This is a genomic window from Hymenobacter elongatus, assembly GCF_004745955.1.
Taxonomy (GTDB): domain Bacteria; phylum Bacteroidota; class Bacteroidia; order Cytophagales; family Hymenobacteraceae; genus Hymenobacter; species Hymenobacter elongatus.
Window position 1 is genome coordinate 1 of sequence record NZ_SRLD01000015.1, and the last position, 19310, is coordinate 19310.

Annotated in this window: 13 protein-coding genes; 5 read left to right on the forward strand and 8 right to left on the reverse strand. The window is 59.3% G+C overall.

Annotated features, from left to right (window positions below; genetic code table 11):
* The first annotated feature begins 598 nt into the window (after nt 1-598).
* The 3 genes from E5J99_RS09120 (at nt 599) to E5J99_RS09130 (ending at nt 4569) form a co-directional block, all read left to right on the forward strand.
* Nucleotides 599-868 (forward strand): hypothetical protein, encoded by a 270-nt coding sequence (locus E5J99_RS09120; protein ID WP_135497420.1) that lies wholly within the window; start codon nt 599-601, stop codon nt 866-868.
* A 155-nt stretch (nt 869-1023) separates the two neighbouring features.
* The gene (locus E5J99_RS09125) at nt 1024-1443 is read left to right on the forward strand and encodes a response regulator (RefSeq protein WP_135497421.1); all 420 of its coding nucleotides are present in this window, start codon (nt 1024-1026) and stop codon (nt 1441-1443) included.
* A gap of 450 nt (nt 1444-1893) precedes the next feature.
* Nucleotides 1894-4569, forward strand: a complete 2676-nt coding sequence (locus tag E5J99_RS09130) for an alpha-L-rhamnosidase-related protein (protein ID WP_245318829.1) — start codon at nt 1894-1896, stop codon at nt 4567-4569.
* Between the two features lie 79 nt (nt 4570-4648).
* Here the strand turns inward: E5J99_RS09130 and E5J99_RS09135 are convergent, their stop codons facing one another.
* From E5J99_RS09135 to E5J99_RS09165, 7 genes are all read right to left on the reverse strand, one after another.
* On the reverse strand, nt 4649-5506 hold the full coding sequence (locus E5J99_RS09135; RefSeq protein WP_135497423.1) for a dienelactone hydrolase family protein: 858 nt from the start codon (nt 5504-5506) through the stop codon (nt 4649-4651).
* A gap of 427 nt (nt 5507-5933) precedes the next feature.
* Entirely contained in the window at nt 5934-11027 is a 5094-nt protein-coding gene (locus E5J99_RS09140) for a DNA repair ATPase (RefSeq protein ID WP_135497424.1), read from the reverse strand.
* Complete coding sequence (locus E5J99_RS09145; RefSeq protein WP_245318830.1) at nt 11014-11502, reverse strand: endonuclease domain-containing protein; 489 nt, start codon at nt 11500-11502, stop codon at nt 11014-11016. Before E5J99_RS09145 ends, E5J99_RS09140 begins: the two co-directional genes overlap by 14 nt.
* Before the next feature lie 87 nt (nt 11503-11589).
* Entirely contained in the window at nt 11590-13761 is a 2172-nt protein-coding gene (locus tag E5J99_RS09150) for a flotillin family protein (RefSeq protein ID WP_135497425.1), read from the reverse strand.
* Between the two features lie 159 nt (nt 13762-13920).
* Nucleotides 13921-14562, reverse strand: a complete 642-nt coding sequence (locus tag E5J99_RS09155; RefSeq protein WP_135497426.1) for a hypothetical protein — start codon at nt 14560-14562, stop codon at nt 13921-13923.
* A gap of 69 nt (nt 14563-14631) precedes the next feature.
* Nucleotides 14632-15339 carry a PspA/IM30 family protein gene (locus E5J99_RS09160; protein ID WP_135497427.1) on the reverse strand — a complete coding sequence of 236 codons (708 nt, stop codon included), beginning with the start codon at nt 15337-15339 and terminating at the stop codon, nt 14632-14634.
* An 11-nt stretch (nt 15340-15350) separates the two neighbouring features.
* The gene (locus E5J99_RS09165; RefSeq protein WP_135497428.1) at nt 15351-15758 is read right to left on the reverse strand and encodes a YbjN domain-containing protein; all 408 of its coding nucleotides are present in this window, start codon (nt 15756-15758) and stop codon (nt 15351-15353) included.
* 145 nt (nt 15759-15903) lie between these two features.
* Between E5J99_RS09165 and E5J99_RS09170 the strand changes: the two genes are divergently transcribed.
* Entirely contained in the window at nt 15904-16689 is a 786-nt protein-coding gene (locus E5J99_RS09170) for an XRE family transcriptional regulator (RefSeq protein ID WP_135497429.1), read from the forward strand.
* 464 nt (nt 16690-17153) lie between these two features.
* On the opposite strand, the gene E5J99_RS09175 is transcribed toward E5J99_RS09170, so the two are convergent.
* Entirely contained in the window at nt 17154-18182 is a 1029-nt protein-coding gene (locus tag E5J99_RS09175; RefSeq protein ID WP_135497430.1) for a 2-hydroxyacid dehydrogenase, read from the reverse strand.
* A 243-nt stretch (nt 18183-18425) separates the two neighbouring features.
* Between E5J99_RS09175 and E5J99_RS09180 the strand changes: the two genes are divergently transcribed.
* Nucleotides 18426-19247 carry a universal stress protein gene (locus tag E5J99_RS09180; protein WP_167852052.1) on the forward strand — a complete coding sequence of 274 codons (822 nt, stop codon included), beginning with the start codon at nt 18426-18428 and terminating at the stop codon, nt 19245-19247.
* Nucleotides 19248-19310: the final 63 nt, after the last annotated feature.

The following is a 19310-nucleotide window of genomic DNA, read 5'->3' on the forward strand; positions in this document are numbered from 1 at the left end:
CGCTATTTATGGGCCGAAACGCTTTTTGACAACTCGCCCAAGGACACCGTCCTGCTCAAAATCCCGCGCCACCAACTCCACATCTGGCAAGAGGCCCTGGCATGGGCCGCGTAGGGCTAAAGTCAAGATAAGATAGGCCACAAAAATCAGATTTCGAATCAGGTTGCGCTGTAGTAAGAAAGAAGCGCGAGCCTCCAGGTTACCCCGGTTAGTGAGGTAGGTGCTTATGGTTTGGTCGAAGCCGAAGAATAAATAGAAAATACCTGTAATAGCCAGTGTGAGGGGCAGAATATCAATTAAGTAAGCTAGTAGGCGCTGAGAAGCTGATGCCAGTAGTATCGGTGATTCAGATGGATAGTCTTGCGGAAAAGGAGTAGCAAATTCGGGCATTATAGCGAAGAGTGAGGGTAACGTAAAACAATTAGGTGTAGCTGGAGCCGGCGCTCCACGCTTTGAGCAAGGCCCGTGCGAGGGTGGGAATTACGCTCTTATCAGCGGTATGTAGCATATTTTTTGTTGCCACTACCACCCGCTTTGCCTTCCGCGTACAGAAAATCCGGCCACCACCGCTACTGAAGTGCCCCTACGTTTCTGCTCTATGGAAAACCACCTGCCCGCTACCCCGCCCAGCATCGGCCGGCCCCTGAGCCGCGTCGATGGCCACCTGAAAGTAACCGGGCAGGCCCGCTGCGCTGCCGAGCACGCCGTGCCTGGTGTAGTCCACGGCGTGCTGCTGACCAGCGAAATCGGCCCTATTGGCTTTACGGCCGCCGTGGCCAACGCCGTATACCACGCCACGAGGCAGCGGATTCGGGAGCTGCCGATTACGCCGGATAAGCTGGTGGGAGGACCCAAACGCGGGGTGTGAAGCCGCTCGGGTAGTGGTAGCGCACCAGTGCACCGCCTGGCCAAGGCTGAAATCCACGATTCCGGCTGAAGGTGAACGATGCGGCAAGACTTGCGTATGCACGCAGATTGACCGGTGCTGAAGGCGTCTGTTTCTGCTCTTACTCTTTCTTCCGCATGCAAAAACTGCCCTGTGTTCTCCTGGTTGATGATGACCCGATTACTAACTTTCTGAATCAGCGCCTGCTCGACGAGCTGGCGCTAACCGATAAGCTGTTGGTCGCCCTGAACGGCAAGGAGGCAATTGCCCTCATTGAAGAGCATTGTCCTTTCTCGGTGGGCTGCCCGGCGCTGATTCTGCTGGATGTGAACATGCCCGTCATGAACGGCTTCGACTTTCTGGATGCGTACCAGCAGCTTATCGGCGCTCAGCAGAAGCCCAGCGTGATTATTATGCTTACTACCTCGCTGCACCCACGCGACGTGCAGCGGGGCGAAACACTGAATATTGCCGGCTTTCTGAACAAGCCTCTCACGAAGGAGAAGATCAGAGAGATTCTACATACCCACTTTGGCCAGTCGGCTGCCGCCGGGTAACTAAGTCGCCTGCCGCCTCACTGCATCCAGTGTCGCTACCCCGCCAGCCGGGGTAGTGGCGTTTTAGGCCGGTAGGCAACGCACTTAGAAGCTGTTTGCGTTAGTGAAAAACTTCCGGACCGGTCATGCTGAGCGCAGTCGAAGCATCTCTACCGCTTCGTAGGAGTCGTTCAACGAAGCGGTAGAGATGCTTCGACTGTGCTCAGCATGACCGTTTTTAATAACGCAAACAGCTTCTTAGTCAGCGGGCTGCAACGCTTGGGCTGCTCGCACTACTTTAAGTGCTGAACGTATCCCGTTCGTTTTGGTGCGGGGCTGGCACGGCTGCGGCACTCTTTGCCAATCGTGCTGTAGTTTCGTAGTCTATTCATGTCCGTTTTGCTCGCTATGAAGACTCCTGTTTTTCCCGCCCGCCTTCTCCTTTCCCTGGTTGCTTTAGGATCTTGTCAGGTGCAAAAAAATACTCCTCCAACCGTAGCCACGGCAGTGGCGGCCGCCGTGGAGCCCGTGTGGCAGTCGGCGGCCTACACACTGTACCGGGATAGTCTGGTGCAGGGGAAAAACGTGGCGCGGGTGGTTTCGCGCACCGAGCTGACGTCGAATTACCAGAGTCCGGCCAACGAGTTTCAGAGCCCGCAGGTGAATTTCAAATTCAGCCTCAACGGCAAAGACAACGAAATGCAGCCCGGCCAGGACCACGTTTTCATGGCGCTGCCCACGGCCGGGCAGCCGTTGGAAACGCCGGTCATCACGTTCGGCCAGCAGTACGTGGATAAAACGCCGGTGCCGGCCAATACTTTTCTGGCCCCCAACACGCCGCTCCACATTCGGCTGGATATGCGACCCGTGCTGGCGGCCTTCCGAAAACAGGGGTTCTATTCGCTCTACACCGGCCAGAAGCTCTACAAAGAAGATCTGAAGCACGTTTTCGTGGCCGGCAATACCACGCCGCTGAGCTGGGATTTCGACAACCTCATCAACAAGCCTCAGCTGGAGCTGAAGGACCCCGACGGCAACGGCATCTACGAAACCACCGTGGTGCTCAATGCCCATTCCGACGCCAAAACGACGGCCGCCCGGTGGAAGCAAACCCTCGACACGTCGGCGTTTCCGCAGTATTCTTCCGAGTATCCGCTCACCGATGCCCTCTATAATCTGGCCCTGGAGGAAGCCAAGCGCGCCGTGGAGCCCGACGGCACCTTCCGCACCGGGCAGGAGTGGGCCGGCGTCTGGACACGCGACATTAGCTACAGCATCATCTTGGCCCAGGCGCTGCTACAGCCCGAAGTAGCCAAAACCAGCCTGCTGCGCAAAGTTTCGCCCGCTGGCCGTATCATTCAGGATACCGGTACCGGCGGCGCCTACCCGTGTTCCACCGACCGGATTATCTGGGCCGTGGCAGCCTGGGAAATCTACAAGACGACCGGCGATGAAGCCTGGCTGAAGCAGGTGTTTCCCATCATCCGAAAGTCGATTGAGGACGACCAGCAAAATGCCTACGACTTGGCAACGGGCCTCGTGCGCGGCGAGTCGTCGTTTCTGGACTGGCGCGAGCAGACCTACCCGAAGTGGATGCAGCCCGCCGATATTTACCAGTCGCAAAACCTGGGCACCAATGTGGCCCACTTCCAGGGCAACCAGATTCTGGCCCAGATAGCCGCCCATTCCGGCGACGAGCCGCTGGCCGCCAAGCACCGGCAGCAGGCGGCCCGCATCAGGGCGGGTATCAATGAGCACCTCTGGCAGGCCGACAAAGGCTATTATGGCCAGTACCGGTACGGTCGTTCCTTTCCCGTGCTGTCGCCGCGGGCCGAGGCTTTGGGCGAGGCGCTGGCCGTGCTGTTCGGCGTGGCCGACGAGGCGCGCAGCCGCACGGTAGTTGCCAGCACGCCCGTGATGGACTATGGGGTTCCCTGCATTTACCCACAGATTCCCGACATTCCGCCCTACCACAACAATGCCGTCTGGCCCTTCGTGCAGAGTTATTGGGGGCTGGCAGCGGCCCAGGTGGGCAACGAAACGGCTTTCATGGAAAGCCTGGCCGCGGTGGCGCGCCCGGCTGCGCTGTTTTTGACCAACAAGGAAAACTTCGTGGCCAGCAACGGCGACTTTGCCGGTACGCAGGTCAATAGCAGCGTGATGCTCTGGAGCCTTTCCGGTAGTCTGGGCTTGGTCTACAAAGGCCTGTTCGGCATGGATTTCCAGGCCGATAAGCTCGTCTTCCGGCCCTTCGTGCCCCAGGCGCTGCGCGGTCCGCGCAAGCTCACGGGCTTCACCTATCGCCAGGCCGTGCTTACTATCGAGATGGAAGGCTACGGACGCACTATCCGCAGCATCACGCTCGATGGTCAGCCGCTGCCCGCTGCCACCATTCCCGCTTCCCTGACCGGTGCCCACACCGTGCGCATTGTGCTCAGCTCGGAGGCTCCCGCCGCCGTGGCCAGCCACAAAGTAGCCCATCATGTGTCGCCCATGACGCCGGCCGTGCGCCATGCGGCCGGCCGCCTCACCTGGGCTCCGGTAGAAGGGGCCAAAGCCTACCAAGTGCTCCGCAACGGCCAGTTTGCGGCCCGCACGACCACTCCGGAATTCATGCTGCCGCCTGCTACTGCCTACGCCGAGTATCAGGTGCTGGCCGTCGATGCGCTGAACTACGAGTCGTTTGCCAGTGAGCCGCTGGCCGTGGGAGCCGGCGCGCACCAGCGGCTGTATGACCTGGGAGCGGGCAAGCTAAAATCAGCCAAGCCCTACAAAGGCTATACCGGGCAGGGCTTCGTTGAAATCAGCAAAACGCAGAATAACACCCTTTCGGTGCCCATTACCGTGCCCGCCGCCGGCCTCTACGCCCTGGATTTCCGCTATTCGAATGGCAACGGCCCCATCAATACCAGTAACAAGTGTGCCGTCCGGACGCTGCGTGAGGGCCGGCAGCTGCTCGGTACCGTGGTGCTGCCCCAGCGCGGCGTAGACGAATGGTCGGATTGGGGCTTTTCCAACCCTGTGCTGGTGCGGCTGGAAAAAGGCACGCACCCGCTGACATTGGCCCTAGAACCGGCCAACGAGAACATGAACGGCGACGTGAACCAGGCCATGCTGGACTACCTGCGGGTAACGAAGGTGAACTAAGCCGCCAATTCGACGGCGGAGAAGAGCGTGAAAAAGGCCCGGTAAATATGCTGCCGGGCCTTTTCTTGTTCTGTTCGTCTTACGCCAGCTTGTCCTGAAACAGCCGCAGGGTCCGTTCCCAGGCCAGCTTGGCTACCTCGGCATTGTAGCGGGCAGGGGAGGAGTCGTTGTTGAAAGCGTGGTTGGCTCCTTCGTAGATAAATTGCTCGTACGAGATGCCTGCCGCTTTCAGAGCCGCTTCGTAGGCCGCCGCCCCGGCATTTACTCGTGTGTCTAAGCCGCCGTAGTGCAGCATCACGGCAGATTTTATCAGCGGTACGTCTTCGGCTTTGGGTTGCGTACCGTAGTAGGCCACGGCGGCGTTCAGCTGCGAATCGTGCACGGCTAATTGGTTGGCCAGGGCCCCGCCCCAGCAGAAACCCACGCACCCGGTTTTGCCGTTGCTGTCCTGGCGGCTGCGCAGGTAGTTCAGCGCCCGCAGGTAATTGCTCAGATTCTGCTGCGCGTCGAGCTTGCCAATCAGGGTGCGGCCCTCGTCCTCATTGGTCGGCGTGCCCCCAAAAGCCGACAGCGCATCGACGCCCAACGCCAGATAGCCGGCCCGGGCCACGCGGCGCGTCACGTCTTTAATATGGGGGGTCAGGCCCCGGTTTTCGTGAATTACGATTACCGCCCCGCGCTTTTTGCGACCTTTGGGGTGCGCCAAGTGGCCTTTCATCACCGTTGCGTCGCCTGGCCACGTCACTTCTTCCACTACCAGGTTCTTGTCCGTTTCCTCACTGGTAGCGGCCTGGGCGTAGCCAGGGTCCAGCACCGACAAGGCCGACATGGCCAGCGCCATGCCGCCGGTTAGCTTCACCAGGCGCTCAATAAACTCTTTGCGGGTAAGCGGTTTGTGGGTGTATTCGTCAAACAGGGTAATGATGCGCTGATCCATACGGGACAGGTTAAACCGGAAGAATTTTCTGTAAGATATAGATAAGCCTCAGTTTGTTTAAACTGAGGTGATACAGGTAAGCGGGACGTATAGCTCTTCCGTCACAGGCGGTATCCTCAAGTGAAATGAGGCCATTGTCCGAGCAACGGCGGCAGGGAGCTAGGGGCTCGTTCGTCGCAATGCTTCGGCCCCCAAGGCTGCTGATACTGAGTACCCACGGCTGCTCAGTACCAGTAGCAGTTACCAGCAATGCTTTTGCCTTGACGACGCTGCCGCAGTTTATGATAAACGCCCACTGCCGGGGCAAAACGAAGCAGCTCGCGCCACAAGAAGCCGCGTAGTGCCCGCGTTCCGGTGGCTGCAGAAGAGGCCAACCATAGCTAGAGTAAGGCAACAGTTACTTATCTGGAAATTGCAAAGCTATTCGTCATTCCTTCTCCAGCACCTGCCGGATTCCGCCCAGCCCACTGGAAATGTTCTCCAGCTGCGTGAGCACGCTTTGCAGCTGGCCGCCGCTGCTGGTGCGCAGGTTGCGGGCGAAGGTGGCTTTGATGTCGGTCCAGCGGGTGGTTTCGGCGTCCTGGAGCCAGCCCAGCAATTCGCGCAGCTTGAGCAGGTTGGCTTCGGTGCCGCTGGTCAGGGTTTGGGCTTCGTTGTCGTAGTGGGTGGCCAGCAGGGCGCGCACTTCCTCGTCGTTCATGATGGGGCGCACTTTTTCGGCCAGCTTGGCCATGTTGCGGTAAGAGCCCTGGAGCTTGAAGGGCGGCTCGGTGCGGTATTCGTTGGCCTGGGCCGCCGAGCGGATGTACTCCTCGTTCACGCGGGCCACCACGTCGCGGATGCGCAGCAGCTTTTGCAGCACGGCCACGTACTCGTTGATTTCCTCGGGCGTGTGGTTGGCTTCGAAAACCAGGCCGGTGCTGTCGCCGGTTTCGGCCAGTTTTATCAAGGGATACACGTCGGCCTGGCTTTTGGCAGCGAGGCGGTTGAGGACGGGGTTGGCCACCAACGCGTTTTCGAGGTAGCTGAGCAGAAAGGTATTGGCCGTGTCGCCGATGATGTCGCCGAGGTTGTAGATGTCGGCGCGGTTGGCCAGCATGTCGGGGATGCGGAACTGCTCGCCCGATTCGGTGTAGGGGTTGCCGGCCATCACCACGGCCACCTTGCGCCCGCGGAAGTCGTAGGTGCGGGCGCGGCCCTGGTACACGCCCTCAATCTTGCGCTGGGCGTCGCAGAGCGAGATAAATTTCTGCAAAAACTCGGGGTTGCAGTGCTGAATGTCGTCGAGGTAAATCATGACGTTGTCGCCCATCTCGAAGGCCAGGTTCAGCTTCAGCAGCTCCTCGCGGGCGCCGGAGTTGGGCGCCTGGGCGGGGTCCACGCTGGTCACGGCGTGGCCGATGGCGGGACCGTTGATTTTCATGAAAATCAGCCCCAGCCGGTTGGCCACGTACTCCATGAGCGTGGTTTTGCCGTAGCCGGGCGGCGACACCAGCAGCAGCAGGCCCATGAGGTCGGTGCGCTTATCCGCGCCCGCCGTGCCGATTTGCTTGGCCAGGTTGGCGCCGATGAGCGGCAGGTACACTTCGTCAATCAGCTTGTTGCGCACGAAAGAGGAGAGGACCCGCGGCCGGAACTCATTGAGCCGCAGCTCTTCGGTGAAGCGGGCCAGCAACTCCTTTTTTAGGGTGCCGAAGGCTTCGAACAGCGGCACCACCGTGTGCGGGTAATGGTGTAGTCGGCGGCGGAATTCCGGAAAATTCAGCTGATAATTCCGCTCGTGAATGCGGGCGTGCGAGCCCTGCAGGCCGGTGAGGGTTTCACGCAGCGGCGTGCGAATGATGCGGGCCGGGTCGAAGGAATTGGTAAGCAGCAGTACCGCGCACTCGTTGACCGCTGCTTCGTTCACCCCATCCCCCGGCCCCTTCCCCTCCGGGAGAAGGGGAGCCTGACGATTCTGTTCTGGAGCCTGCGCTTGCGTCAGGCTCCCCCTCTCCCGGAGGGGAGGGGGCTGGGGGGTGGGGTTGGAGCGCACGAACGACTTCACCCACTGCCGCACCAGCTGAAACTGCGCCGCCGGTTGGTCGGCCAGCGCGGCTACCGAGGTTTCGTATTGCGCCGTCGCATTACGCTCCTTTAGCGACTGCTGGAACTGCTGGTGCAACTCGGCAGCTTCGCTGGAAATGATGAATGTCTCGCCACGGGTCAATTCGTAGAATAAATATTCGCCGGCCTCCGCTACCTCGTGAAGGGCGAAAAGCCCAGTGCCCGCCGCAAATTCCTCCACCGCTACCTGCAATTCCGCCTTCAGCACATCGAACTCCCGCGAGTCCGGAAATACCTGCAGCAGCACGCCGATGCCCTGCAATTGATGCTGCCAGGCCGCTTTCTTCTTGCGCCCCGCGAAGCCATGCCAGTAGAGCGCTGCCGCCGCCCGCGCCTCGGTAGAATAGCGCAGCAAGTCGGCGGTGCGGGTGAGGCGCACCAGGGCTTCGAGCAGCAGGGCCGCGTCGTGGTCGTGCACGCCCTTGAGGTAGCCCTCGGCGTAGCGCGGGGCCATGAACTGCTGCACGTGCGCGGTCAGCTCGGCCACGGTGAGGTGGGAAAGCTCGGCCACCGACAGCACGGCGGGGGCGCCATCTTGGGCTGGCGCGGGGTGCTGAGCGGCTTGCAGCATGAGCCAGGCCAGGTACTCGGCCCGGTACACGTCGGCGTTTTCCGACACCACCGTTTGGTCCCACACGGCGCGGGCGGCCAGCACGGCGGACTCGGTGATTTTCTGGAAAAAGTTAGTGCCGGTGAGGTGGTAGTGCAGGTCGCCGTCGCGCAGCACCACGGTCAGCTCCAGCGGCTGGGTGTTCACGGTGAAGGCATAAGTACCAAATTTGAGGGCCTGCCCCCCGTCAGTAAATAGCTCGGCGCGGTCCTTGAGCTGGCGCACGGCGTCTTCCTTCACCGTTTTGAGGCGGCTCTGGATGTCGTCGGCCTTCACCGGGTCGCCGAGGTTGAGCAGGTCCTGCACGGTCTGGCGCACCTTCTCCACCATCAGGTCCGAAGCAAAGTAGCCGTTGATATCCGCCACGGTTTCGAAGCGGCCGAGGCGGTTTTGCACCGCTTTCAGGATGCGCTCCGCCGATTGCAGCAGGGCCGAGGCGCGTTGGTTGCGGGCTTCTACCAAGCTCACCTTGCGCGACTCAAACGCCTCCGATACTTCCTCGCGCTTGCCCGCCAACTGGTTCAGGAACTGGTCAAATTCGGGAAACTTACCTTCCAGCTCTTCCAGCTGCATCAGGAGCTTGGTGCTGTACTCGTCGCACTTGGCCGGCGCGTCGCACAGGTCGAGGTAGTTCACCAGGGCCTGGTCGAGCAGCTTGATTTGCGCCGTGAATTCGGCCTGGGCTTCGGTGCCGGCCAGGGCCTGCCGCCGCCGCTTCAGCGCCGCCCGAATCTGGTTGAAGCTGGCGTAAATCGTCGAGATGTTGTCGATGATGCGCGTGGTCTGCGTGGGGTCCTCCATCGGCAGGTTGCTCACCACTTCAATCAGCAGTTCCAGCTCACTGGATACCGCGTTGGCCTGTTTTTCCAGCTCGTTGGCGTCGGCTACTTTCTGCACCTTCTCGATGGCGTCGGCAATGGCCTGCACGCGCACCGCGTAAGGCTTCAGCGCGTCGTCTTTCAGCAGGAAATCCACCGTTTGACCGGCCACGTCCTTGCTGGTTTGTTCCAGCTCGGCGGCGGCTTTTTCCACGGTGGGCAGTTCCACGTAGCGCAGCTCCTTGAGGGAGATGACCTCGCCGCGCACGCCGCGCAGCTCCGCCAGCAGCTGCACGTACTCGTTCACATCCGTAGCTGCGGTGCGCTTGACGCGGCCGGTCAATTCGTCGGCCTTGGCCAATACGCGTTGGGTTTCGGCCCCAGTGCTCTTGCGGATGCTCAGCACCTTGTCGAACTCCGCTACCGCCGCGTTGGCCGCCTGCTGAATGTCGCGCAGGGGCTCGGCCAGGGCCTGGGCGGCCGGTTCGCGCAGCCAATGATAGGTGTCGTTGAGGGTCGTCGTTAGGCGAATCAAGTCCAGGTAGAGGCCGGCGTAGCTGTCGTCTTTGGCCAGCAGCGTGAGCACCTCCTGCGACTCCGACATGGCCCGCACAATTTCCTTGTTGCCCAGCTTGTAGAGGTAGGAATCGGAGGTGACCGGCAGCTGGAAATCAGGCGCCACGTAGGGCGTCTGCCAGATTTGCACCGCGTGGTGCTTCTTGGGCTCGTCGTCCTTGCGGAAGTAGCACAGCTCGCCGTTTTCAAACAGCGCGTAGCCGTGGCAGCTGATGGGGTTATCGACCCGTTGCGCGATGATGTTATAAGAAAGCAGCAAATACGCGCCGTTTTCCTTGTTGTAGAAGACGTACAGGAAATCCTCTCCATTCGGCGAGACTATCCGCTTCTCAAAAAGCATGTCGCGCAGCCCTTTTTCAAACAGTTTTCCCTCGCCGGTTTGCAGGTAAAACCCGTGCGGAAAAATCAGGCCCTGGTTGTCCGGCAGTAACACGCAAGCCTCGGCTAAAGCGTCAAGTCGTTGCGCCGTTTGCAGCTTGGCATTGTAAAGAAAATACCGATAATCTTGTTCCTGATACGGCCGGATTTTCAGCAGGATGATATTGCCAACTACTGCGTAATAAATCTCTGAATCATCAAGCGTCTGGTCTTTGTCCGACACGGGCTCGGAGTAAATTCCGAGCCCCGTAGCCGTATTATTTTCAATTTTAATGGTGAGGTCGCCGTGAATAGTTTCCACAAAAACCTTATCCTCGATGCTGATATGCGGGTGTTTGCCGCTGCGCTGCATGTCGCGCGTGGTGCGCTTCCACGTAAACTCGTGCTGCGGCGGAAACCCGTATTCGTGGTCGCTGCGGTTGTCGATGTAGGTGAGCGTACCGGCCTGCAGCAGCCACTTAAACGTCTTAATGTCGTTCGCGCTTTTGCCCACCCGGAACACCATGAACAAATGGCTGCCGAGCACCGCGAATTTTACGAATTGCGTGTTCTTGTAGTACTTGTACAGGTTGCGGAATTCCTCGGCGAATTGCGCGTTGGAAACCAGGTCCAGCGGCAGCGGATGGAACTCGTGTTCCGCGTAAGAATACACGCCAAAAACATCGGATAATTCCACCTCGGTTTTCAGGCCGATAACGACGTTGTAGCCGAACAGGAAATTGCTGCCAACCGGCACCATGTCCCACGGCACGCAGTTGTTCTCGGTGCTGATGCGGCCGGTTCCAATCAACTTGGTGTCGATGGACCCAAAGACGGTTTTGCGCTCGATATTGAGCTTTTCGAGGCGCGCGCGAAGGTCCGCACCGCTTTTCTGCAGGCGGTTGCGCAGGATTTCGTAGGTACCGCCTTCTAGCTTGACCCCGGCGCCGTTTACCCCATCCCCCGGCCCCTTCCCCTCCGGGGGAAGGGGAGCCGCGGCGGCGCTGTTGGTTTGGCTGTTGGAATGGGTAGTAGAGATGTTATTTGGGCTCATAGTTGGGATAGAGCGCGGTCAGATGCTCGGCAATCTTCTTTAACACGTTGGCGGTGTCGTAAAGCACGGCTTCGTTAGTGAAGCGAATAACCAGGAAGCCACCTTCCTGTAATTCGTGGGTGCGGCCGCCGTCGTATTCGGCCTGGCTCTCATCGCCGTGTATGCTGCCATCGACTTCGATGATGAGCAATGCGGCTAGGCACACGAAATCGACAATGAATGGGCCGATGGCGTGCTGGCGTCGGAACGGGGCGCCTAGCTTGTTGCCGCGCAACTCCTGCCACAGGTGGTTTTCGGCAGGGGTGGGGTTCTTGCGGTTGTGCCGGGCGTAGTCTTTCAGCGAGGTCATCCAGCGCTTGGCATCGGTGGTGTACATGCCGTAGGGGTGGGGCGAGTTCACCCCATCCCCCGGCCCCTTCCCCTCCGGGGGAAGGGGAGCCTGACGGCGCTTTTCCGGCTCTTCACTAGGATTCATCTCTTCATCCCTCAATAATTTAGAATTTAGCAATATGCGCCGCCGTGGCTCCCCTTCCCCCGGAGGGGAAGGGGCCGGGGGATGGGGTCACAACTGCAGCGTCTTCACCGGCTTGTCGCCAAGCCCTAGCGCTGCCGCCGTGCTCGTAAGCTGCGCAATGGTGCTGCGCGTGGCGTCATCCCCAGCCTTGTTCATCATTTGCAGCAGCAGGGCCGAAATGCTCAGGTTCTTCATGTCGTCGGAGCTCAGTCCGAACTGGTCCACAAACCGGCGCAGGTTGGTTTTAAAATCCCCGCCGCCATTGCCTTCGTGGCCGAAGAAAGCATCTTTCACCGTGCCCAGCACGTCGGAATTATTCACCGCCCGGTCTATCATCTTGCCCTTGGTGATAGAGCCGATAATCTGGTCGAAGAACATGGTTTCGCCGCCCACAATGTCGATTTTGGCCGACTTCAGTGCCTCCGAGATAACGCCCGCCTGGGCGCTGGCAATGTCCTTCTGGATGTTGATTTGGGCCAGTTCCACGGCCTTGTCCTTGTCGAGGCGCAGCTTGAATTCTTCGTGGTCCTTGCCCACGCCGTCGAGCTTCTTCATGGCGTCGGCCTTGGCTTCGATGCCCTTGGCTTCCACGGCGAAGCGCTGCTCGTTCACCGTCACTTCGGCCAGGCCGCGCTTCTGGTCGGCATCGGCTTTGGCTTCGATGACGCTGGCTTCGGCCAGGCCTTTTTCCAGGTTCACCTTGGCGGCTACCACGCCGAGCTTCTCGTCGGCTTCGGCCTGGGCCGTGGCTTTCACCTGGATGGATTGGGCTTCGGCGGTGGCGGTGAGCTGCATCACGTTGGCTTCCGACTCGCCCTCTTTCTGGCGGGCGGCGGCTTTGGCCTGCATCACCTGGGCTTCGGCCAGGCCCACGGCGCTGGCTTTGCTGGCGTCGGCTTCGGCCATAATGCGGATGGCCTGCGAGCGGTGCTCGGCCGACGCTTTTTCCGCCTCGGCATCAATCAGCGACTGCTTGGCGCGGAACTCGGCGCCCTGTTTCTCCATGTCGGCGTTGCCCACGAAGGTAATGGTGGCCTGTTCGGTTTCCTGCTTGGCCTTGGTGATGGCCACCAGCTTCTCGCGGTCGGCCAGGGCCTGGGCGCGGGTGTCTTTGATGCGCTCCTCTTCGATGACCGTAGCTTTTTCCACCGTAATCCGCTCCCGGATGATGCCCTGAATGTTCTTGCGCTCCTCTTCCAGGGCCTTTTCCTTTTCAATCTGGGCCAGGGCCACGATGCGCTCCCGCTCGTTCACTTCCAGGGCGCGGGCCTGCTCCACGCGCTCCGTCTCGATGGCGTCGGTGCGCTGCTTATTGCGCTCGGCCACCAGAATCTGGCGGTCGCGGTTCTGTTCCGAAACCTTGATTTCCTCATCGGCCGAGATGCGGGCTTTTTCGCCCTTCTGGCGTTCCTCCTGGCGCACTTTCTCGGTTTCGGCGGCTTCGCGGGCCTTGATGTTGGCAATTTCGCGGTATTGCTTTTCCTGGGTTTCGGCCAGCTGCTTTTCGAGCTGCAGAATGGTTTCCTGCGCCTCCACGTCCTGTTTCTTGATGGTTTTCTGCTGGTCGCGCTGCAGCTGGTTGGACTGGATTTTCTGCTCCGACGTCAGGGCAATGATTTTCTTGATGCCTTCCGCATCCAGGATATTATCCTGGTTGAGGGCGTGCAGCGGGGTTTGCTCCAGGTAATCGATGGCGCAGTCGTCGAGCACGTAGCCGTTCAAATCCGTGCCGATGATGCGCAGGATTTCCTGCTTGAACTGCTCGCGGGAGTTGTACAGCTCGATGAAATCGAAGTGCTTGCCCACCGTCTTCAGGGCTTCCGAAAACTTGGCATCGAACAAGCCTTCCAGCGCCACGGGGTCGGAGGCGCGGTGGGCCCCGATGCTCTGGGCCACGTTCACCACGTCCTCGTGGGTCTTGTTCACCCGAATGAAGAAATTGACTTTCACGTCGGCGCGCATGTTGTCCTTGCACACTAGGCCTTCGGCGCCGGCCCGGGCAATGACAATGGTTTTCAGCTTGATGTCCATCACCTCGAGCATGTGGAGGATGGGCACCACGATGATGCCGGAAAACGACACTTTGGCGTCGCCCATGCCCGTGCGCAGCAGGGCTTCGCCTTGCACGGCTTTTTTATACATCCGGGCGACAACCGCCAGGAAGCCAAGCAGAAACAGGCCGATAATAATCAAAACGGCCCAGGAAAGAGAAGCTAACATGCGAGTAAGGGTGTAGAAATATGAGTGGTTGGTTTTTTAAAGATGTTCTGTCGGGGGGGGGGGCCACCCCCGGCCCCTCCCCTCCGGGAGAGGGGTGATTTCTGATATTTACTTATCGTCTGGCACCCCTCTCCCGGAGGGGAGGGGCCGCGGGTGGGGTTAATCAGTGAAAGGCTCAATCAAATAGCATTTCCGCGCCGCATCAAAGTCAATGACTAGCGCCGTTTCGCCCTTGGCCAGTGGCGCGTTGATGCTCCGCACATTCAGCATGAGCGGCGCGCCATCTATTTGCACCGATGCCTGGCCTAGCTTGTCGGCCGTGGCCGGCAGCAGCACCGTGCACACCTTGCCGATGACCACCGCGCCGCCGTCGTGGTCTTTTTCCAGGGCCGCGAACAGCTTTACGAAAGGCAGCGTCAGGAACTTCGCCACAAACAGGCTGCCGATGAACAAGGGCAGCAAAAATGCCAGGCCCAGCAACAGGGAAGTATTACCCGTGTAGTAGTTGACTAGAATACTGCCCACCCAGAGCGGCAAAAACACGAAGCTGAGGAACACCATCAGCGGGATGCGGCCCAGGTTGAAGAAGGCCAGGGCGCCGTTGAGCCAGCCGGTGCCCATGCCTTCGTGGGGCCCGTCGCTGTCGAAGTGCAGGTGGCCGTGGTCCTCAATGCTCAGGTCCACGGTCTTCATATCGAGCAGGCCCAGCAGCACCGTGAGCCAGTACAGCAGCACGAACACCAGCAAGCCCGTGGGCAGTAGATTAGGCGGTGAGATGGCAGCTTGTAAAAGTTCGGTCATGGGCATTAGTAGGGCAGCTTAAAGGTAGGCGTATTGCACTGATTCCAGTGCCCGCCCGACCTGTTCTGACTATTCACTGTAGCCAAGTTTCGCTTTTAAGGCCTTGAGATCTTCGCTGGCTTTGCCGATACCTGTCGCACCCAGTGCCTTGTCGATTTCCGCGTCGATGCTCTTGCCGGCTTGGGCGATTTCCCCGTAGGATTCGGCCAGAGCTTCCTGCACGGCAATCTTTTCCTTCATACGCTCCAGCAAGGCCACCGTGCCCGAGGAGTCGAGTTGGGCCAACTGCTTGTTGATGGTGATGGTGGCCGTGCTCACCGTCACGCGGGCCTTCAAGGTTTTGAGCTCGTTTTCCCACTGGCTGATAGTCGACTTCAGCGTGCTCACGTTCTGGTCCATCTGGGCCGCCGAGTGCTCGAATTTCTCCTGGTCGGTGGCGGCACGGGCAGCCTGGGCGTCGTTTTCGGCCTTTTTCAGCAGGGCTTCGCCAGCGAGGCGGTCGGCTTCGCCCGAGTTCAAGTCGCCCTTGTGAGCCCGCTGGAGCAGGAGCACGGCCTTGCTTTCGTAGTCCGAGGCTTTGGTGCGGAAGCTTTCGCCTTCGTTGCGCGCCCGGATGGCCATGGCCTTTACCTCGGCCAGGCCGTGCAGGCTTTTATCCAGGTCCTGGCGCAGGTCGCGCAGGCCCTGTTCGGTCATCTTGATGGGGTCTTCGAGCTGGTTCACGGCGGAGTGGGCTTCCGACTGACCGATTTTGAAGAGACGGTTGAGGATGTTCATGGCAAGGGAGGTTAGGCTGTGAGGGGCTTGGAAAACTGAATCAGCTCATCGGAAAACTCACTGAGCAGCAGGCCAAGGGAATTGACACAAGCCTCTAGCTCAGGCAAATCGAGGGTTTCGATTTGCAGGGTGTCGCGGAAGATGAGCTTACGGCCGCTCTCATCGAGGGCAAAGGCACCATGAATGATGTCACGGTTCTTTTGCAGCAACCGCTGATACACTTCCAACGAGGGGGCGGGCAGGTCAAGCAGGTACTGCTCCAGTATCAGCAGCGGGTCGCCGCAGCCGATGACGAGGTTCTTAATGGCCAGCTCCGGCTTGTCGACGACGAACACACCTTCCTGCTCGTCGGCGTGGCAAATGTCGAAGCCCAGTTCCAGCAGGTAGCCCTTGATGGCGGTAAAGTAGGTGTTGGGCATATAGTATGAACAAAAGACAGGTAGATTGCTCAAAAAAGTAGCGGTGGTTGCTGCGGCTTCCCGATACTTATGGTAGATTTACGACGCAATAATAAGCAAATTTTTGTTGTTGCTCATATTTTGAGCAAAATAATAGTGGGATACTATGTCCAACGTCGGGAGAAATATTCGCAAGCTTCGCACGGTCAAAAAGCTCAGCCAGGCTGCTTTTGCTGAGCTTTTTGGCTTGGCCCGTCCTAGTGTGGGAGCGTATGAAGAGGGGCGGTCGGAGCCTAAGATGGAAACTCTGATTCAGATTGCTCAACATTTTGGCTTATCAGTAGACTTGCTACTTACAAAAGAGCTGACGATAAATGAGCTGTACCACTTCGATATTTTTAAGGAGCAGTTACAGCAGCCAGCTCCGCCGCCCGAGCCGGTAGCAAAGGCCAGTACCCTACAACATGTGACGCCGCTGGTGCACAAGAACCGGGCGCTGGAATACATTGTGCACCACCACGACTCCTCTTTTATAGCGACTTTGCCATGGTTGCAGCTGCCACACCAGCTTACCGGGCCTACGCGGGCATTTGAAGTGTCAGGGGCCGATATGCTGCTGCACCGGCAGGGCTTGCGCCACCAGGATATCGTGCTGTGCAGCCGGGTCGATAAGGCTCAGCCACGCCTAAAAACCGGCACCATATATGTTTTTGTAACCCAAAGCAAGGTGCTCATCCGGCGCTTGGCCGAACGCCTGGAAGATGACCGGCTGCTGCGCCTGCGTGCCGATAATCCCGACTACGGCAGTCAGGATCTGGAACTGACTCAGGCACTGGAAATTTGGGAGGTACGCGGCGTGTTCACTACCCATTTGCGGGCCCCCGCTTTGCTGGATGAGCGGGTGGCGGAGCTAGAGCGCAAAGTGGAAGAATTGCTCGAGCGAGGCTTGTAGTAAGACAAGGGGCCGCTTCTGAACCTTTCGAGTACAAGGATCAGAAGCGGCCGCTTGCAGTAAAGACACAGTAGCTGCGTAAAAAGACTGCTTGCCTGAGCTTACGGAGCTAAGGCCTGTACGCTTTGCTGACTATGTTGGCGAGCGGCCCATAGTAGCTGAGTTGTGCGGGCGCTGCCGTAGAGGGCCTTCCCATAGGTAGGCGCGAAAGTCAAGCCCTGAGAATCTATTGTTACACTCTGGAACTATGCATCTAAAACAAGGAATATCATATCTGTACTTGCATGTTCTGAAATCTAACAAGGTGAATTGCAGAATACGAAAGTGATTCAACTTGTTACCGACTCCCTAAACAGCTTCACTGTGTGGCCAGGTAAATCGAGCTGCTGATACATGGATCTGCCAGAAAAAGCGAGCAGATAGCAGCGACTATTTTAAGCAGTTTCCCACTCCTGGCACCGTTATCAGGCTTGTATCGAAAGTGCTGGACCAGCATTAACAGCGGCCGTAAGCTCATTGTCCGGTCGTGTTCCAGCCAGCCATTCGTCCAGGGTAGCCAGCGACGTGCTGGCAATACTGGTTAGCGCCTCACTGGTCAGGAAGCCCTGGTGCCCGGTAATGAGCACGTTTGGCAGCGACAGGAGCTTCTTGAGCAGTAGGTCGTGGAGCGGCTGGGCGGAGTGGTCCTTGAAGAACAGGCCTTTTTCGTTTTCATACACATCCAGGCCCAGGTAGCCCACCTGACCCGATTCTACCGCTGCCAAGGCTGCTTGCGTGTCCAGAATAGCGCCGCGGCCCGTGTTGATGAGCATTACGCCGCGCTTCATTTTGCCCAGCTGTTCAGCATTGAGTAAGTGCCGGGTCGCTGGCGTGAGCGGAGTGTGCACCGAAATGACATCGGAAAGCGCACATAGCGTGTCCAGCGGCACGTATTCTAGCCCGTAGCGCTGGCGCAAGCTTTCGTCTTCCACGACATCGGTGCCCAGCAGGCGGCAGCCGAAGCCGTGCAACAGGCCCGCCAGGGTGCCGCCAATAGTACCGCAGCCGATAATGCCTACGGTTTTGCCGTGCAGATTGAAGCCGACGAGGTTATCCAGCCGAAAATCACCGCGGCGCACCTGGCTATCGGACTGCTGCAGGTGGCGGTTCAGAGCCAGCATCAGCGTCAAGGCGTGCTCAGCAATAGCAAAGGGAGAATAATTGGGCACGTTGGCCACCCGCAGGCCCAGGCGGTGAGCGGCGGGTATATCTACTTGGTCGTGGCCGGCGGCGCGTACCAACAGGTAGCGGACTCCCAGGCCTGCCAGCTTTTCCAGAATAGGCGCGGAGGCGTCGTCGGTGACGAATACGGCCACTGCGGCACTGCCTTGGGCCAGGGCAGCAGTTTCCAACGTCAGGGCATCGGCTACAAAATTCAACTCATAGCGCCCCTGTGCTTCTGCCATCAGGTAGGGCTGCTCGAAGGGGTAGGCGCTGAAAACGGTAATGGTCATGGCGAGAGATTAGGAAGAGGAAGTTCAGTTGAAACCGTAGCGTAAACGCGGCCAGAGCTTGACAGGGCAAGGCGTAAAGAGCGTTGTTTCTTCGCCCATCCACTGAAGATGCTGCAAGATTAAGGAATTGCCAGGGCTGGTCCCATGATTAAAATCAGGGCTATAACTGACGTTGCGCATGCCGATGGCCGCCGCATACCCGGTCCTTTACCGGTGGTTTCACCACTTGCTCAACCCCCACTGATGGCTCCTTCCCTGCTGATTCTTACCGACTTCTTTCTGGCCGCCAACCGCGCCCTCGACTACGCCACCAATCTGGCTGGGCCGCTCGGTGCCCGCCTGGTGCTGCTACACGTACGCCGCGACTCCATTCTTGATCCGGAGATGTTTACCGGCGAACTGTCCAATCTCAATAAAGAGGCAGTCGCCCTGGCCTTAAGCAGCATCACGAGTAACCTGTCGGTACCGGTAGTAGCCGAAGTGGGGCATGGCCGCGTGGCCTACGCCGTGGCCGATGCCGTGAGCCGCCACCACCCGACCCTGGTGGTGCTGGGCCGCCCCAATACCGAGGCTACCCCCGACGAGCTGGTCAGCACCACCGCCCTGGATATGCTGCGTACCGCCCCTTACCCCATGCTGGTGGTGCCCCACACCATGCCCACCACCAAGCCGCCGCGGCGGGTACTGCTGGCCGTAGATGGCGAGCCGTTCTCGCTGGGCCAGCACGCGGGAGCCATCCGCCACCTGCTTGCGGCCCTGCACGCGGAAGTGACCGTGCTGCACGTGACGGAAAAATCTGCCGCGGCTGAAAGCGCGGCGGCCGCGCTGGAAATGGTGCAGCGTACGGGCCTGACCACTGACCTGGTATCGCCCGTCCGGACCCTGAGCATGACCGCCCCGGCGCCGGCCGAGGCCATTCTGCAGGTAGCCCGGCCCGCCGACTATGATCTGGTGGTGCTCATTGCCCGGCCGCGCAGTTTCCTCGGCGAGCTGTTTCACCACAGCGTTACGGCCCAGGTATTATTGCACAGCGCCGTGCCCGTGCTGGTGCTGCCCGCCGTATAAGCACTGCTGTTACGCAGGCAACTTTGGCAACTGGTGTTTCAGGTTGTTTCTCGTTGCTTGTTT

What these genes read in the sequence shown, in the direction of transcription:
- E5J99_RS09135 (WP_135497423.1), bottom strand. Translation starts at nt 5,506, where the DNA reads ATGGATCAGCGCATCATTACCCTGTTTGACGAATACACCCACAAACCG.
- E5J99_RS09165 (WP_135497428.1), bottom strand. Translation starts at nt 15,758, where the DNA reads ATGCCCAACACCTACTTTACCGCCATCAAGGGCTACCTGCTGGAACTG.
- E5J99_RS09180 (WP_167852052.1), top strand. Translation starts at nt 18,426, where the DNA reads ATGGCTCCTTCCCTGCTGATTCTTACCGACTTCTTTCTGGCCGCCAAC.
- E5J99_RS09150 (WP_135497425.1), bottom strand. Translation starts at nt 13,761, where the DNA reads ATGTTAGCTTCTCTTTCCTGGGCCGTTTTGATTATTATCGGCCTGTTT.
- E5J99_RS09145 (WP_245318830.1), bottom strand. Translation starts at nt 11,502, where the DNA reads ATGAATCCTAGTGAAGAGCCGGAAAAGCGCCGTCAGGCTCCCCTTCCC.
- E5J99_RS09120 (WP_135497420.1), top strand. Translation starts at nt 599, where the DNA reads ATGGAAAACCACCTGCCCGCTACCCCGCCCAGCATCGGCCGGCCCCTG.
- E5J99_RS09175 (WP_135497430.1), bottom strand. Translation starts at nt 18,182, where the DNA reads ATGACCATTACCGTTTTCAGCGCCTACCCCTTCGAGCAGCCCTACCTG.
- E5J99_RS09140 (WP_135497424.1), bottom strand. Translation starts at nt 11,027, where the DNA reads ATGAGCCCAAATAACATCTCTACTACCCATTCCAACAGCCAAACCAAC.
- E5J99_RS09155 (WP_135497426.1), bottom strand. Translation starts at nt 14,562, where the DNA reads ATGACCGAACTTTTACAAGCTGCCATCTCACCGCCTAATCTACTGCCC.
- E5J99_RS09170 (WP_135497429.1), top strand. Translation starts at nt 15,904, where the DNA reads ATGTCCAACGTCGGGAGAAATATTCGCAAGCTTCGCACGGTCAAAAAG.
- E5J99_RS09125 (WP_135497421.1), top strand. Translation starts at nt 1,024, where the DNA reads ATGCAAAAACTGCCCTGTGTTCTCCTGGTTGATGATGACCCGATTACT.
- E5J99_RS09160 (WP_135497427.1), bottom strand. Translation starts at nt 15,339, where the DNA reads ATGAACATCCTCAACCGTCTCTTCAAAATCGGTCAGTCGGAAGCCCAC.